General features: G+C 62.0%; 15 protein-coding genes. 1 reads left to right on the top strand and 14 read right to left on the bottom strand.

Going from position 1 to position 12,176, the window contains the following annotated elements; genetic code table 11:
* Window positions 1-38: 38 nt before the first annotated feature.
* Window positions 39-758, bottom strand: coding sequence for a Crp/Fnr family transcriptional regulator (locus CO670_RS26265; protein WP_097592940.1), 720 nt, complete (start codon window positions 756-758; stop codon window positions 39-41).
* A 134-nt stretch (window positions 759-892) separates the two neighbouring features.
* Between CO670_RS26265 and CO670_RS26270 the strand changes: the two genes are divergently transcribed.
* Complete coding sequence (locus CO670_RS26270; protein WP_097592927.1) at window positions 893-1,138, top strand: hypothetical protein; 246 nt, start codon at window positions 893-895, stop codon at window positions 1,136-1,138.
* Window positions 1,139-1,305: 167 nt separating this feature from the next.
* On the opposite strand, the gene CO670_RS26275 is transcribed toward CO670_RS26270, so the two are convergent.
* The 13 genes from CO670_RS26275 to tdh all read right to left on the bottom strand — a co-directional run bounded on the left by CO670_RS26275 (window position 1,306) and on the right by tdh (window position 12,141).
* Window positions 1,306-1,536, bottom strand: a complete 231-nt coding sequence (locus CO670_RS26275; RefSeq protein WP_097592928.1) for a hypothetical protein — start codon at window positions 1,534-1,536, stop codon at window positions 1,306-1,308.
* A 74-nt stretch (window positions 1,537-1,610) separates the two neighbouring features.
* On the bottom strand, window positions 1,611-2,009 hold the full coding sequence (locus CO670_RS26280; RefSeq protein WP_097592929.1) for a DUF427 domain-containing protein: 399 nt from the start codon (window positions 2,007-2,009) through the stop codon (window positions 1,611-1,613).
* Window positions 2,010-2,090: 81 nt separating this feature from the next.
* Window positions 2,091-2,789, bottom strand: a complete 699-nt coding sequence (locus CO670_RS26285; RefSeq protein WP_097592930.1) for a phenylalanine--tRNA ligase beta subunit-related protein — start codon at window positions 2,787-2,789, stop codon at window positions 2,091-2,093.
* Between the two features lie 3 nt (window positions 2,790-2,792).
* Window positions 2,793-3,692 carry a DMT family transporter gene (locus CO670_RS26290; RefSeq protein WP_097592931.1) on the bottom strand — a complete coding sequence of 300 codons (900 nt, stop codon included), beginning with the start codon at window positions 3,690-3,692 and terminating at the stop codon, window positions 2,793-2,795.
* A gap of 83 nt (window positions 3,693-3,775) precedes the next feature.
* Window positions 3,776-4,579, bottom strand: a complete 804-nt coding sequence (locus tag CO670_RS26295) for an AraC family transcriptional regulator (protein ID WP_097592932.1) — start codon at window positions 4,577-4,579, stop codon at window positions 3,776-3,778.
* A 69-nt stretch (window positions 4,580-4,648) separates the two neighbouring features.
* On the bottom strand, window positions 4,649-5,437 hold the full coding sequence (locus tag CO670_RS26300; protein WP_097592933.1) for an APH(3')-II family aminoglycoside O-phosphotransferase: 789 nt from the start codon (window positions 5,435-5,437) through the stop codon (window positions 4,649-4,651).
* Window positions 5,434-5,595, bottom strand: coding sequence for a hypothetical protein (locus tag CO670_RS33105; RefSeq protein WP_167358941.1), 162 nt, complete (start codon window positions 5,593-5,595; stop codon window positions 5,434-5,436). Before CO670_RS33105 ends, CO670_RS26300 begins: the two co-directional genes overlap by 4 nt.
* A 103-nt stretch (window positions 5,596-5,698) precedes the next feature.
* Window positions 5,699-6,763, bottom strand: a complete 1,065-nt coding sequence (locus CO670_RS26305) for a DUF930 domain-containing protein (protein ID WP_245426020.1) — start codon at window positions 6,761-6,763, stop codon at window positions 5,699-5,701.
* 72 nt (window positions 6,764-6,835) lie between these two features.
* Window positions 6,836-7,552 carry a DUF930 domain-containing protein gene (locus CO670_RS26310; protein WP_097592934.1) on the bottom strand — a complete coding sequence of 239 codons (717 nt, stop codon included), beginning with the start codon at window positions 7,550-7,552 and terminating at the stop codon, window positions 6,836-6,838.
* A 156-nt stretch (window positions 7,553-7,708) separates the two neighbouring features.
* Window positions 7,709-8,002 (bottom strand): GYD domain-containing protein, encoded by a 294-nt coding sequence (locus tag CO670_RS26315; protein WP_097592935.1) that lies wholly within the window; start codon window positions 8,000-8,002, stop codon window positions 7,709-7,711.
* Between the two features lie 207 nt (window positions 8,003-8,209).
* Window positions 8,210-10,267: an RNA polymerase sigma factor RpoD gene (gene rpoD / locus CO670_RS26320; protein ID WP_097592936.1), complete on the bottom strand. Its 2,058-nt coding sequence runs from the start codon at window positions 10,265-10,267 to the stop codon at window positions 8,210-8,212.
* A gap of 478 nt (window positions 10,268-10,745) precedes the next feature.
* The gene (locus CO670_RS26325; protein WP_097592937.1) at window positions 10,746-11,093 is read right to left on the bottom strand and encodes a GFA family protein; all 348 of its coding nucleotides are present in this window, start codon (window positions 11,091-11,093) and stop codon (window positions 10,746-10,748) included.
* Between the two features lie 10 nt (window positions 11,094-11,103).
* Entirely contained in the window at window positions 11,104-12,141 is a 1,038-nt protein-coding gene (gene tdh, locus CO670_RS26330; protein WP_097592938.1) for an L-threonine 3-dehydrogenase, read from the bottom strand.
* Window positions 12,142-12,176 lie beyond the last annotated feature (35 nt).

The raw sequence follows: 12,176 nt of genomic DNA on the forward strand, positions 1-12,176 counted from the left end.
AACGGGCCGGCATCACCGGATTGTGCGAGCCCGGTCCTTTAGCGCGGCTCCCTCGATATGCTGAGATAGGCAGGGTCGAATTCGGCGATTTCCTGCAGGCGCTCCCAATCGACGATGGTGATCGTCCGGTTTTCCCAGGTGAACACGCCCTCGCGCCGCAGCGCCTGCAGCGTCTTGTTGAGATGGACGACCGAGATGCCGAGCACGTCGGCCATCTCGATCTGCGTCAGCGGAAACTGGAAGCTTGGCCCCCGCGTCCGCTTGACGATCTGCAGGCGCACGAAGAGCTCGCAGACGAGATGGGCGATCTGGGCGCGCTTGGAGCGCCGCCCCATGGCGACGATCCATTCCCGGTGGATGGCGCCGTCGACCAGTGTATCAAGCCAGAGCAGCCGGGTCAGATGCGGCATGCGCTCGGTGATCATCCTGAGGTCGGCATGATCGGCGAAGGCGACATGGCAGGACGACAGCGCGACGATGCCGTGATCCATCTTCTTGATCGAAAAGGCGTGTAGATCGACGAAATCGCCGGCGACATGCAGCGCCGTGATCTGACGGCTGCCGTCGGCCATCACCTTGTAGCGCGCCGCAAAGCCATCGAGCAGCAGCGTGCTGTGGGCCGGCCGGCTGCCTTCGGAAACGAGATCTTCGCCGGCGGCGAAATGCCTGTCCTTGGAGACGATCGATCGAAGATGGTTTTCCTCCTCGGCCGAAAGCACGTCGCGACTTTGGAGGTTGAGCAGCAATGTTTCAATCATGGCCTTGCCCACCGATACCCCGAAGCGTCGGGACCATCTCGCAGAGACCGATATTTTCTATAGGAATCAATGCTTAGCCTCGGGAACAATTCTCTTCATCTCAGATTTCTCCCCTGTTACGCGCAGGAAAAACCATGGCTCGCTACTACTTCGATCTACACAATGGGGAAGGCCCCACGCGCGACGAGCACGGCACCGAACTCAGATCTCGTGAAGACATCCCGAAAGAGGTGACCCGCATCCTGCTGGACGTGGCCCGCGACGAACTGCCCGCAGGTGATCGCCTGACCATCGCCGTCACAGTTCGCGACGAGAGCGGCCATCCGGTCACGGTTGCCAGCCTCGTCTTCAACAATGAATGGCTCGACGTCTTGCGATGACGGCCGCCCTTCGAGGCAGCCGCCGGATCACTTATGCGCATCAATCCGACTCGGTCGATTGGCGCGACGCTAAGACCCGCCCTCATAGCCGGCAATTAAATTTGACATAGTTGCGCGATTGCCTGATGCCATCGACAGGCATTTGCGCGTTCGGATAGCGGTCGCGGTTATTTGGCGATTTCTTCGAGAATCAGCCGGAGTTCCGCAAGCGGCCTGCGGCTTTCGTCGAAGAGTTCCACCGAAAGCATGTTGAGCGGCGCAGCCGGCAAGCCTTCGGCCGCCATCTCCGCAAGCACCCTTCGCGCCTCGGCCTTCGCAGCCTCGATGGATTCGAATTCGTATCCGGTCTCGGTGCCGACACCATCACGATCGAAGAGCTGGAAGTAGAATTTCGGCACGGCATGCTCCTTCGATGATGCTCCTAACGATCCCGCGGGCGACATGTTCCGCCGCATCAGGCACTTCGGCAAAATCAGAAGGTGCCCGCCTCGGGTGAAGCCATTTCCTCTATCCCGTCGACGCGGTCGGGATAGAAGGCGAGATGGTCCTTGATGCTGCTGACGGCGGCATTCGGAGCCTCGTAGGTCCACACCGCGTTCTTCGCCCGCTCGCCGCCCGAAACGATGCTGTAATAGGAGGCGTCGCCCTTATAGGGACAACGGCTGCTGTGAGCGCTGCGCTCAAGCAGCGACATGTCCACATCCCTGCGCGGGATATACTGCACCGGCGGATAGGAAGCCTCGCGCAGCGTCAGCGCGCTGTGGGTATCGGCGATCGTCTTGCCGCCGGCGGTGACGACGACGCGGCAGGGATTGTGCTCGACGGTGATCGGGTGGTCCGGTCCTGGAATCTTGATCGACTTGTCCACCATGGGTTCGCCTCCGGAAGATATCGGTCTTCCAGAGATAGGGCGCCCATGCCCCAGGCCCAAGCCCACGAACCTCGCCTCCCTTTAGCCCAGGAATTCGAAGCGCGGCGATGCCGGGCTCAGCATCGCCGTCTTCGGCAAGACCGGCCAGTGGCGTGCGAGTGCATCCGCCAGCGTCGCGACCAGCCTGCCGATATCCTCGCCGGCCCCGGCATGCAGCGCCTCGGCGACGATCAGCACCGAGCCCGTCGTCTCGCGCACCGCCGAAAGCCCGCTCTGCCGGTTCGTCCAGCGGCGCGCATGCGCTCTCCCTTCGCCATCCGCGAAGATCACCTCATCAGGCTCGGGATGTTCGCTCTCGCCGCCGAAAGTCAGATAGGTCTCCTGGCCGGTGGCCCGTCGAACCTCGAGATTGCCGGCGATCTTGGCCGTATCGAAGACAGCGATGGGGACCGCGAAGGCGAGCGAAATCGCATTGCAGAGATCGACGAGCGGATTGAGACGCGGCAGCGTCTGCTCCTGCCGGAAGCGGCGCAGCAGCGCTTCGGAAGCGCAGCGATATTGCGTCGGCTTCAGCCCCATGCGGGAAAAGCCGCGCCGCCACGCCTGGATCTCCGGAAACTCGCCCTCCTGCGCTTCGGCGAGCCGCGCCCTGGCAATCGCGCCGAAGCTTGCTACCGCCTCTTCGACTTCCGCCGTCGCATCAATGCCTTCGGCATAGAGCGCGCCGGCGCGAAGCTCCGGAAAGGCCTGCCATATCGCATCCGAATGGCTGAACTGCATGGTCTATCTCTCCTCGATGAGTTTGGTGCCGGCGCGGCCGCCTGCAAAGGCAAGCCCGAGGACGGCCGCAAGCACGCAACCTATGCCGGCGATCTGATTGAGCCCGACCGCCTCGCCGAGAACGGCGAAGGCGAGTATCACGGCGGAAACCGGAGCAAGCGCGGTGAACAGCGAAGCTTCCGTGCCACTCACCCTTTCGGCGCCCGCATACCAGAGCAGGAAGCCGCCGACGGTCGGCACCAGCGCGTAATAGGCCACGGCAGCGAAGGCGCCCGGCGAAAACCCATGCGCGAGCGGCGCCTCGAAAACGGCCGGAACGGCCGAGACGACGAGACCGATGCCGGTCATCAGCGTCGACTGGGCAAGTGGCGCAATCTCCGTCTTCAGCCGCTTGTTCAAGAGAATGAACAACCCCTCGCAGACAACAGCCAGGAAGATCAGCGCATTCCCGGCGAGCGATCCGCCCGCGGCACCCGGCGCAAAGGCAATCGAAAACACGCCTGCTGCCGCAAGCGCCACGGCAAGCAGCAGCGCGGGCTGCGGCCGCTCGCCAAGGAGCAGAATGGAGATCGCCGCCGAGACCACCGGCAGCGTGCCGATGATGACGCCGGCATAGGCCGCCGAGGTGAGGCTGAGGCCGGAGATCAGCAGCGTCGTATAGCCGACACTGCCGGCGCCGGCCTGAATGAAAAGAATGAGGCGGTCATACCCGGATAGCTTCGGCAGCCGGGCTCCGCTCGCCCGCATCAGCACGAAGAAAAAGGGAAGAGCGAGAGCGAAGCGCAAGGCGGTGGCCGTAAACGGCGGCAGGCCGGAAGCGATCAGCTTGCTCGCGATGACGGTGCTTCCGACCGTCACCATGGCCAGCGCCAGATAGAGATATCCTTGAACCCGTCTCGACATTCGGCAACTCCTGTTGAAGCGCCGAGAAAACAGCAGGGACGATCAGCGGTCTTGAACGAAATTGCAGATGCCCGCGCTGCGGTTCAGGAAAAGGCGCTGGCATAAGAGCGTGGCGACAGACCGTATTTGCGCACGAAGACACGCGTCATATGGCTCTGGTCGGCAAAGCCGCTGGTAAAGGCGGCTTCGGCAAGCGGCGTGCCCTGAGCTATCAGCCGTCGCGCGATATGAATACGCGCCTGCACGAGATAGGCATGCGGCGTCAAACCCGTCGCCCTGGCAAAACCGCGCAGCACCTGGAAACGGCTAAGCCCGCTCTCCCTGGAGAGATCGGCAAGCGAGACGGCGGCAAGCGGGTCGCTGTCGATCAGATCCCGAGCCGCGCGGATGGACGCCGGCACCGCCGGCCGCTCCTCCCTCTCGGCCCGCTCGCGCATGACGTCGGCAACGAGCTGCAAAAGCAGTTCCTCATGCAGCAATGCGTCGGTCGTCCCGGCGGTCACCGCGCTAAACAGCGTTTCGAAGCAGGCGGCAATGCGTGGATTGCGGATGACGGGATGCGGGATTTCCGAGCGCCCTGCCCCGCCTTCGGCGATATCCCCCGACAGACCGGTGACGATGGCCGGATCGAAATAGAGGATGCGCCAGGATCGGCCGTCGCCGATCGGCGCGCCGTCATGGACTTCGTTCGGATTGACGGTGATGATCTCGCCGGCCTCCGCCTCCACCATGCCGCGCCCGCTCAGCGATTTCTGCGCGCCCGATGAAATCAGGCCGATGCCGAACTGCTCATGCGTGTGCCTGGCGAAGCTGTGATGGGTTTCCGCCTCCACCGCTTCGACGCCGGCAAGCGCCGAGCGCAGCATCCTGAACTGGTTTTTCGGCATGTCTGTCCCGCAGGTCCGATCCCGGCCACTTTGCCAGCCGGACGGATGCGACGCAATCGCTGCGGCGGATTAGAAGAACTCGTCGAGCAGCTGGTAGTAATCGAGCCGCGCCGGATCCGGCGCCGGCATGCCGTAGCGACGGAGAAAAGGCTGCACCAGCGCCTCCCCGAAATTATGGGCGATGCTGCGGCAGGCAAGCGCGATATCCTGATAGCGGTCGGCCACGCCGAGGCGGCTGCAATCGATATAGCCGGAGAACCGGCCATCGGAAGCGATGAAATTCGGCAGGCAGGCGTCGCCATGCGAAACGACGAGATCCTCGTCGCCGGGCCACAGGCTCTCGAGTTCGGCGAAAAGCTCGGCAGCGCTTTTCCCGAGCCGGGCCGCATCGAAATCCTCCTCGTCGACGATCCCCGCTTCCATGCGCGCCTTCGCTACCGGCAGGCGCCTTTCAAGACGGTGGTCGAAAGGACAGGAGGCAATCGGCAGACGATGAAGGTCGGCAAGCGCCTCCGCCAGCAGCGCGACGCGCACGAGCGGCGTCAGCGCCGCTGCGCTGGCAAGGTCGCTTCCCGGCAACGCACTGATCAGCAGCCAGTTGCGCTCGCCGTCGCCTTCCCGCGCGATCACTTCAGGGCAAGGCAGACCGGAGGCTTTGAGCCAGCCGAGCCGGGTCGCCTCGTCATCCAGTTCGCCGAACGGACCCGCCGCTTCGACCTTCAGATAGAGCGCCGGCAAGCCCTCGCCTTCCAGCCGGAAGACGCTTGCGGCCGAACGGCCGAGAAAATCCCGCTCCATCCTATAACCGGACAGATGCGCGGCAAGCCGTCCAGGCGGCAATCTCTCGGAAAATGTCAATGAAGCGTTTCGGCGGGCGCAGCTTCGAGAAGGATCTCGAACGCTTCTTCGAGGGCCGCCACCAGAATATCGGTCAGTTCGTCGGACTTGTTTTCCAGAAACAGCGCGCTGACGGCTTCGTCCTGACGCTCCAGAAAACGCTCGATCTCGTTCGACATATCATTGTCCCTTCTTCACCGTACCATCACGGCCATGGGGAAACCGTAGGCTTGGTTCCTTGCGCGTGGCTGGTTCCGGTGAGACGCATTTGCGGGTCGTTGTCTATTCACGAATGCTGTAGGTTTTATATTGATTGCGGGGGATCAATCCGCCGGCTTCATGGGCGAACGAGATGACCTTCGTGGCATCTCCATTAACCTCGCAACGGAAACGAATTTGGTACCAGCCTTTGACGGTGCGGAAAGCCGCACTTTTGATATCGAGAACTGTGCCACTCGATAGTCCGAACGTTGGCACTATAATCGGCTGAAAGCTGGGCGAACCGTGGATAAGCTGTTGCTGAAGCTCATTGCCGCAAAGCTGAGCGACGCGTCTGCCGCGCGGCACCCCGCTCATCGCTATTCTCGCAACCGGATCGTCGTCGGCCGTCTGCGAAAATAAAGTTTTCGCTTTAGGCAGGTCGTCCTGTGCCGCATCTACCTTCGGCGGTTCCGGCGGTTTCTGCTCTGGCGGCTTGGCGACCTCGATATCAGTCTTGGCTTCGCCGGTCGCTTCTGCAAGCGGCGCATTGCGTTCAGGAGAAACTTCGGTCGTCGCGACCTCGGGAAGCTCTATATCTTTCGGAACCGGCCTTGCCGGCAGCGTATCAGCCTGTGGCTTTTCCGCAGAAGCCTCCGCAGGCGCTTGCTCTGGCGCTGCCTCGTGCTGAGGCGCCGTCATCGCAGGCTTCGCGTCGCCTTGCGAAGCATTTCCCACTGCCGACTTTTGAGGACCGCTGTTCCTGTCGCCGAACTCGAAGACAGGTTTTAGACTGGGCATGGGGGCGGCAGGCTTGGCCTGCTCTGCCAGCTTGTTTTCAGGCGGAGGCGGTGGTGGTGGTGGTGGAGGCGGCGGCTCCTTCTTCGCCTCTTCCGGCGGTTTTGGCTCCGGTGGTTTTTCCTCCGGCTTCTTCTCTTCCTGCTTCTTCTCCTCCGGCGGCGGAACGAGTTCCACCTTCACGCTCTCGTCTTCCGGAGGCTTCGGCTCGATCTTTGGCAGCCCGAAAATGAGAAGTGCGACGACAGGAACATGCAGAAGCACGGACGCGCCGATGCCCCAGCGGATTTCAGGCCGCTGCTTTGCTGCTTCATGCGTCTCCGCCGGTTCCACTACTTCTTCTTCGGTCACAGCAGCGATGTGGCCTCTAAAGCCGGCAGCATCAAGCCACAAAAGCAAAAAACATCGTGATTGCGGTCGAGGTCATTGGTCGGCGGGCCCGTCGTCCGCCACCAGATTGTGTTCCTGCCATTGGCTTTCCGGAATGGCGTCGCCGACGAGAAAGGCGAAGGACGCGACCTTGCCGGAGCCGGCGTCGAGCTCGCATTTGAACTGGATGTTGTACCACTTCCGTTTGCTGCGGAAGGCGCCGCCCTTCACCTCGACGCTGTTGCCGCTCACCTTCTCCGCCGCCATCGCATAGGGGGCGAGCGTATCGGGCGCCATTGCCGGCCGCACGCGGCGCACCTGCTCCAGCGCTTCGAGATCGCAGAGCTGCAGGTTGCGTTCGCTGCCCGAGAGCTGCCGCAGGGCCTCGCGAGCGCGCTTGCTGCGCGGATCGGCCAGCACCTTCTCGGAAAAGAACTGGCTCGCGATGACGAATTCGGCCGGCTTCGGCACCGCAGGCGGCATTGCCGCCGCAGCAGGTGGATCATTTGCGAGCGGCACCGGCTCGGCCTCGGGCTTTGCAGCCTCTGGCCTCACCTCTTCCGGCGAAGGCGCCCTGACGGGCTCGGGCGCGCTGACGGATTTCGTTTCCTGCGGAACGATCTCCACCGAGAGACCGTCATCAGGCGATGACAGCGGCTCCGTCTTCGGCAACAGCAGCAGAAGAAGCAGGATCGCAGCGGCATGCAGCACAAATGACGCGGCCGCGCCCCACCGGATCTCGCCGTCCCACTTGTTTGCCGCAAGTTCCATCGGTCAGGAAGCGGCTGTCGGACGATCGATGGCAATCGTGGAACTGAGAAACGCTTTCATCATGAGCTTGCCGAAGGTCCGGAAATGAGCACGCGGCAACACTGCCAGCACAGCCGAAGCTTTGCAACATCAAAACAAAGCAATCATCAGTTGTATTCAGCCGAGCGAGCCGATGAGGTCTCGGTAGGCAGCCTCCGGGAACGCCTTCAGCGTCTCGGTGCGGACATTCCCCGCCATGGCGAGCGACAGCGTAAAATGCGCCATCACCGCGTCGTCGGGCGCCTCGCAGACGGCGACCATGTCGTGTCCGCCCATCGTCAGATAGAACTGGTTGAAGGAGCCGCCGACGCTGGCGAGCAGTTTCTTCGCCGCGTCCAGCCGTTTTGTCGAGTCGCGAACAGTACGGATGCCTTGATCCGTCCAATTGATCAAAAGAATGTAAGTGGTCATGTCGCACCTCCTAACGGAGGACCGGTCTACGCAGGCATGCGTCGACCCTCGCTCGCGCGTCGCGATCGATCCCTTCCCCCGTGGCGCGGATTATAGCCCTGTCACCATGGAGGGACAAGAAAGCCGCCGGGATCATTGGTACTAATCACAAAGCAAAAGCCGGGCGCTAGGCCCGGCTTTTTCAATCGGAACGATGTGATCGAAGCCTCAGCTGTCGAGGAACGAACGCAGCTTCCTGGAGCGGCTCGGATGCTTCAGCTTGCGCAGCGCCTTCGCCTCGATCTGGCGGATACGTTCGCGGGTGACCGAGAACTGCTGGCCGACTTCTTCGAGCGTGTGGTCGGTGTTCATGCCGATGCCGAAGCGCATGCGCAGAACGCGCTCTTCGCGCGGCGTCAGCGAGGCCAGAACGCGGGTCGTCGTCTCGCGCAGGTTCGCCTGGATGGCGGCGTCGATCGGCAGCAGCGCGTTCTTGTCCTCGATGAAATCGCCGAGATGCGAATCCTCTTCGTCGCCCACCGGGGTTTCGAGCGAGATCGGCTCCTTGGCGATCTTCAGGACCTTGCGGACCTTTTCGAGCGGCATGGCGAGCTTTTCGGCCAGTTCTTCCGGCGTCGGCTCGCGGCCGATCTCGTGAAGCATCTGGCGCGAGGTACGGACGATCTTGTTGATCGTCTCGATCATGTGCACCGGAATACGGATCGTGCGGGCCTGGTCGGCGATCGAGCGCGTGATCGCCTGACGGATCCACCACGTCGCATAGGTCGAGAACTTGTAGCCGCGGCGGTACTCGAACTTGTCGACCGCCTTCATCAGGCCGATATTGCCTTCCTGAATGAGGTCGAGGAACTGCAGGCCGCGGTTCGTGTACTTCTTGGCGATTGATATGACGAGGCGAAGATTCGCTTCGACCATTTCCTTCTTGGCGATGCGCGCTTCGCGCTCGCCCTTCTGCACCATGTGCACGATGCGGCGGAATTCCGAGATCGAAATGCCGGTTTCCGTTGCGAGATTCTGGATCTCCTGGCGGATGTCGCGGATCGTCGTGTTCTCGGCCTTGGCGAATTCCTTCCAGCCGCGGGCGGCCAGATTGCCGATGGACTTCATCCAGTTCGGATCGAGCTCGGCGCCCTGATACTGCTCGAGGAACGAGTCGCGCTTGACGCCGTAGGATTCGGCCAGACGCAGCAGGCGGCCTTCGTTCTGCACGAGGCGCTTGTTGATGTCGTAGAGCTGCTCGACCAGCGCATCGATGCGGTTCTGGTTGAGCGACAGCGACTTCACGGCCTTGATGAGCTCGTCCTTGAGCTCCTTGTAGCGGCGCTCCTGGGCGGAAGACAGCGTGCCGGTGGCGGCAAGGCGCTGCTCGACCTGCTGGTCCTGCAGCTTGCGCAGCTTCTTGTAGGTCTCGGCGATGATGTCGAGCGTCTCCATGACCTGCGGGCGAAGCTCGGCTTCCATCGCGGCGAGCGAGAGGTTCGATTCGTCCTCGTCCTCTTCTTCCTCCTCGGGAGGCATGCCTTCGCCGCCGACATCGGTGATGTCGTCGTCACCGGAGCGGGCGCGCCGGGTCTTTTCCTTTTCCTCGGCGGCCTTGCGGTCGGCCTCGATCTTCTCGGGGCTCTGGAACTGCGGGGCAGCCTTGGCTTCCGGACCGGAATAGGTCGTTTCGAGATCGATGATCTCGCGCAAGAGCGTGGTGCCTTCGTTCAGTTCGTCGCGCCAGATGATCAGCGCCTGGAACGTCAGCGGGCTCTCACAGAGGCCTGCGATCATCGTCTCGCGGCCGGCTTCGATCCGCTTGGCGATCGCGATTTCGCCCTCGCGGGAGAGAAGCTCGACAGAACCCATCTCGCGCAGATACATGCGCACCGGGTCGTCGGTACGGTCGGTTGGTTCTTTCTTCTTGGCGGTCGCAAGCGCGGTGCCGCTCGAAGGCGCGAGCTCGCCGCCTTCGCTGTCGTCATCGCTACCGGCGTCGTCGTCATCGCCGCCGCTGGAAGCTCCGGCTTCCTCGGCTTCTTCGTCCTCGATGACATTGATGCCCATGTCCGAAAGCATCGACATCGTGTCTTCGATCTGCTCGGACGTCACTTCCTCGGACGGCAGGACGGCGTTAAGCTCGTCCATCGTCACATAGCCGCGCTTCTTGGCGGCCTTGATCATCTTCTTGACCGCGTCGTCGGAAAGATCGAGAAGAGGGCCGTCGCTTGCGCCGTCGCGTTCGACTTCCGCGTCTTCGTTCTCTTTGACCTTGGTTGCCATTTATATCGTCGCCTTCCTGACGCTATCCAATCTCGCTACGGTGAATGGGCCGTCTCAGGGCCTGACGCGCCGCTCGCGTCGCCCTTCAAATCACCTGAGCCCACCTAACGGGATGACATTTAAAGTCTGATTAACCACGATCGCCGGTACCGGACAGCAAAGCTTTCTTGCTTTTGGATTTCCGGCCATGGTTGCGCGATCCGCCTTGACCCTGTTCACCGTTTCAACAAGTCGAACGGTGATTCCCACATTTTTTGTTCTCGTCAAGCTTTTCCACAAAAAAAGCCCGCGAAAAATCGGAAAAAGCCTTATCCACAGGCTTCGAACCGCGGCTGCGATTGCGAAGCTTATTTAAGAAGCGGCGAACAAAAGACAAGGGCGGCAAGGATTTTGCCCTCGAGCGCCCGTTGTTCCGGCCGTTTTTGCAGCTGTACCGGCGGTATATTCGCCGGTTTCAGGCAGGCATCATGCTCTGCTTCTAGTGCGCGGCGCCATCATAGGCCGTCACCTTCAGCGCGCCGAGATCGACTGCGGGAATGCAGCGCAGATTGACCGAGGCCATCGCCGCACCGTTCGGGGCCAGGCCTTCGCCGAAGGGCGCAATACCGCAATTGGTGCAGAAATGATGCCGGATGACATGCCTGTTGAAAGTATAGGTCGAAAGATCGCCCTCGGGCGTCTTCAGCACCAGCTTCTCGCGCGGCACGAAGGCGAGGAGCCCGCCCCGCCGGCGGCAGAGCGAACAGTTGCAGTCGATCGCCTCGGTAAATTCGCCTTCGACTTCGAACGCGATGTTGCCGCAATGGCAGCTTCCCTCGTAGAGCATGTCGTCCTCCTCACATCCAATCCATCACGACCTTGCCCGAGTTGCCCGAGCGCATCGCCTCGAAACCGTCGCGAAACTCATCGATCCTGATGCGATGAGTGATGATCGGCGCAAGGTCAAGGCCGCCCTGGACGAAGGCGATCATCTTGTACCAGGTCTCGAACATCTCGCGGCCGTAAATGCCCTTGAGATTGAGCATCTTGAAGATCACCTTGTTCCAGTCGATCTCGAAGCCCGCCGGCGCGATGCCGAGAATGGCGATCTTGCCGCCATTGTTCATCTTGTCGATCATGTCGCGGAAGGCCGGTGCGGCACCCGACATTTCCAGCCCGACGTCGAAGCCCTCGGTCATGCCGATCGCCTTCATCACGTCGGCGAGGTTTTCCTTCGAGGCGTCGACGACATGGTCGATGCCGAGCTTGCGCGCGAGCTGCAGCCGGTGCGGATTGATATCGGTGATGACGACCTTGCGGGCGCCCGAACGCTTGGCGACCAGCGCCCCCATGATGCCGATCGGCCCGGCGCCGGTGACGAGCACGTCCTCGCCGACGAGATCGAAGGAGAGCGCGGTATGCACCGCATTGCCGAACGGGTCGAAGATCGCGGCGATCTCGTCGGAAATATCGTCGGGGATCGGCACGACATTGCTTTCGGGAATGCAGACGAACTCCCCGAACGAGCCCGGCCGGTTGACGCCGACGCCGAGCGTATTGCGGCAGAGATGCCCCCTGCCCGCCCGGCAGTTGCGGCACTTGCCGCAGACGATATGCCCCTCGCCCGAAACCCGTTCGCCGACATGATAGCGGGTGACCGCCGAGCCGATCTCGGCGATCTCGCCCGAGAATTCATGGCCGACGACCATCGGCACCGGAATAGTCTTCTGCGCCCACTGGTCCCAGTTCCAGATATGCACGTCGGTGCCGCAGATCGCCGATTTCTTCACCCGGATCAGCACATCGTTCGGCCCGACCTCCGGCACCGGCACGTTCTCCATCCAGAGCCCGACTTCCGGCTTCGATTTGACCAGCGCCTTCATCATGTTCGACATATCTGTTCCCACTGCTTCTTGACGCCAGCTTCGCT

The organism is Rhizobium sp. J15 (assembly GCF_002531825.1).
Lineage (GTDB): Bacteria > Pseudomonadota > Alphaproteobacteria > Rhizobiales > Rhizobiaceae > Rhizobium.

Excerpts from the sequence above, each read along its gene's own strand:
- CO670_RS26290 (WP_097592931.1), bottom strand. The coding sequence starts at position 3,692 with ATGTCGAGACGGGTTCAAGGATATCTCTATCTGGCGCTGGCCATGGTG.
- CO670_RS26325 (WP_097592937.1), bottom strand. The coding sequence starts at position 11,093 with ATGCTCTACGAGGGAAGCTGCCATTGCGGCAACATCGCGTTCGAAGTC.
- tdh (WP_097592938.1), bottom strand. The coding sequence starts at position 12,141 with ATGTCGAACATGATGAAGGCGCTGGTCAAATCGAAGCCGGAAGTCGGG.
- rpoD (WP_097592936.1), bottom strand. The coding sequence starts at position 10,267 with ATGGCAACCAAGGTCAAAGAGAACGAAGACGCGGAAGTCGAACGCGAC.
- CO670_RS26295 (WP_097592932.1), bottom strand. The coding sequence starts at position 4,579 with ATGCCGAAAAACCAGTTCAGGATGCTGCGCTCGGCGCTTGCCGGCGTC.
- CO670_RS26310 (WP_097592934.1), bottom strand. The coding sequence starts at position 7,552 with ATGGAACTTGCGGCAAACAAGTGGGACGGCGAGATCCGGTGGGGCGCG.
- CO670_RS26270 (WP_097592927.1), top strand. The coding sequence starts at position 893 with ATGGCTCGCTACTACTTCGATCTACACAATGGGGAAGGCCCCACGCGC.
- CO670_RS26285 (WP_097592930.1), bottom strand. The coding sequence starts at position 2,789 with ATGCAGTTCAGCCATTCGGATGCGATATGGCAGGCCTTTCCGGAGCTT.
- CO670_RS33105 (WP_167358941.1), bottom strand. The coding sequence starts at position 5,595 with ATGTCGAACGAGATCGAGCGTTTTCTGGAGCGTCAGGACGAAGCCGTC.
- CO670_RS26280 (WP_097592929.1), bottom strand. The coding sequence starts at position 2,009 with ATGGTGGACAAGTCGATCAAGATTCCAGGACCGGACCACCCGATCACC.
- CO670_RS26315 (WP_097592935.1), bottom strand. The coding sequence starts at position 8,002 with ATGACCACTTACATTCTTTTGATCAATTGGACGGATCAAGGCATCCGT.
- CO670_RS26265 (WP_097592940.1), bottom strand. The coding sequence starts at position 758 with ATGATTGAAACATTGCTGCTCAACCTCCAAAGTCGCGACGTGCTTTCG.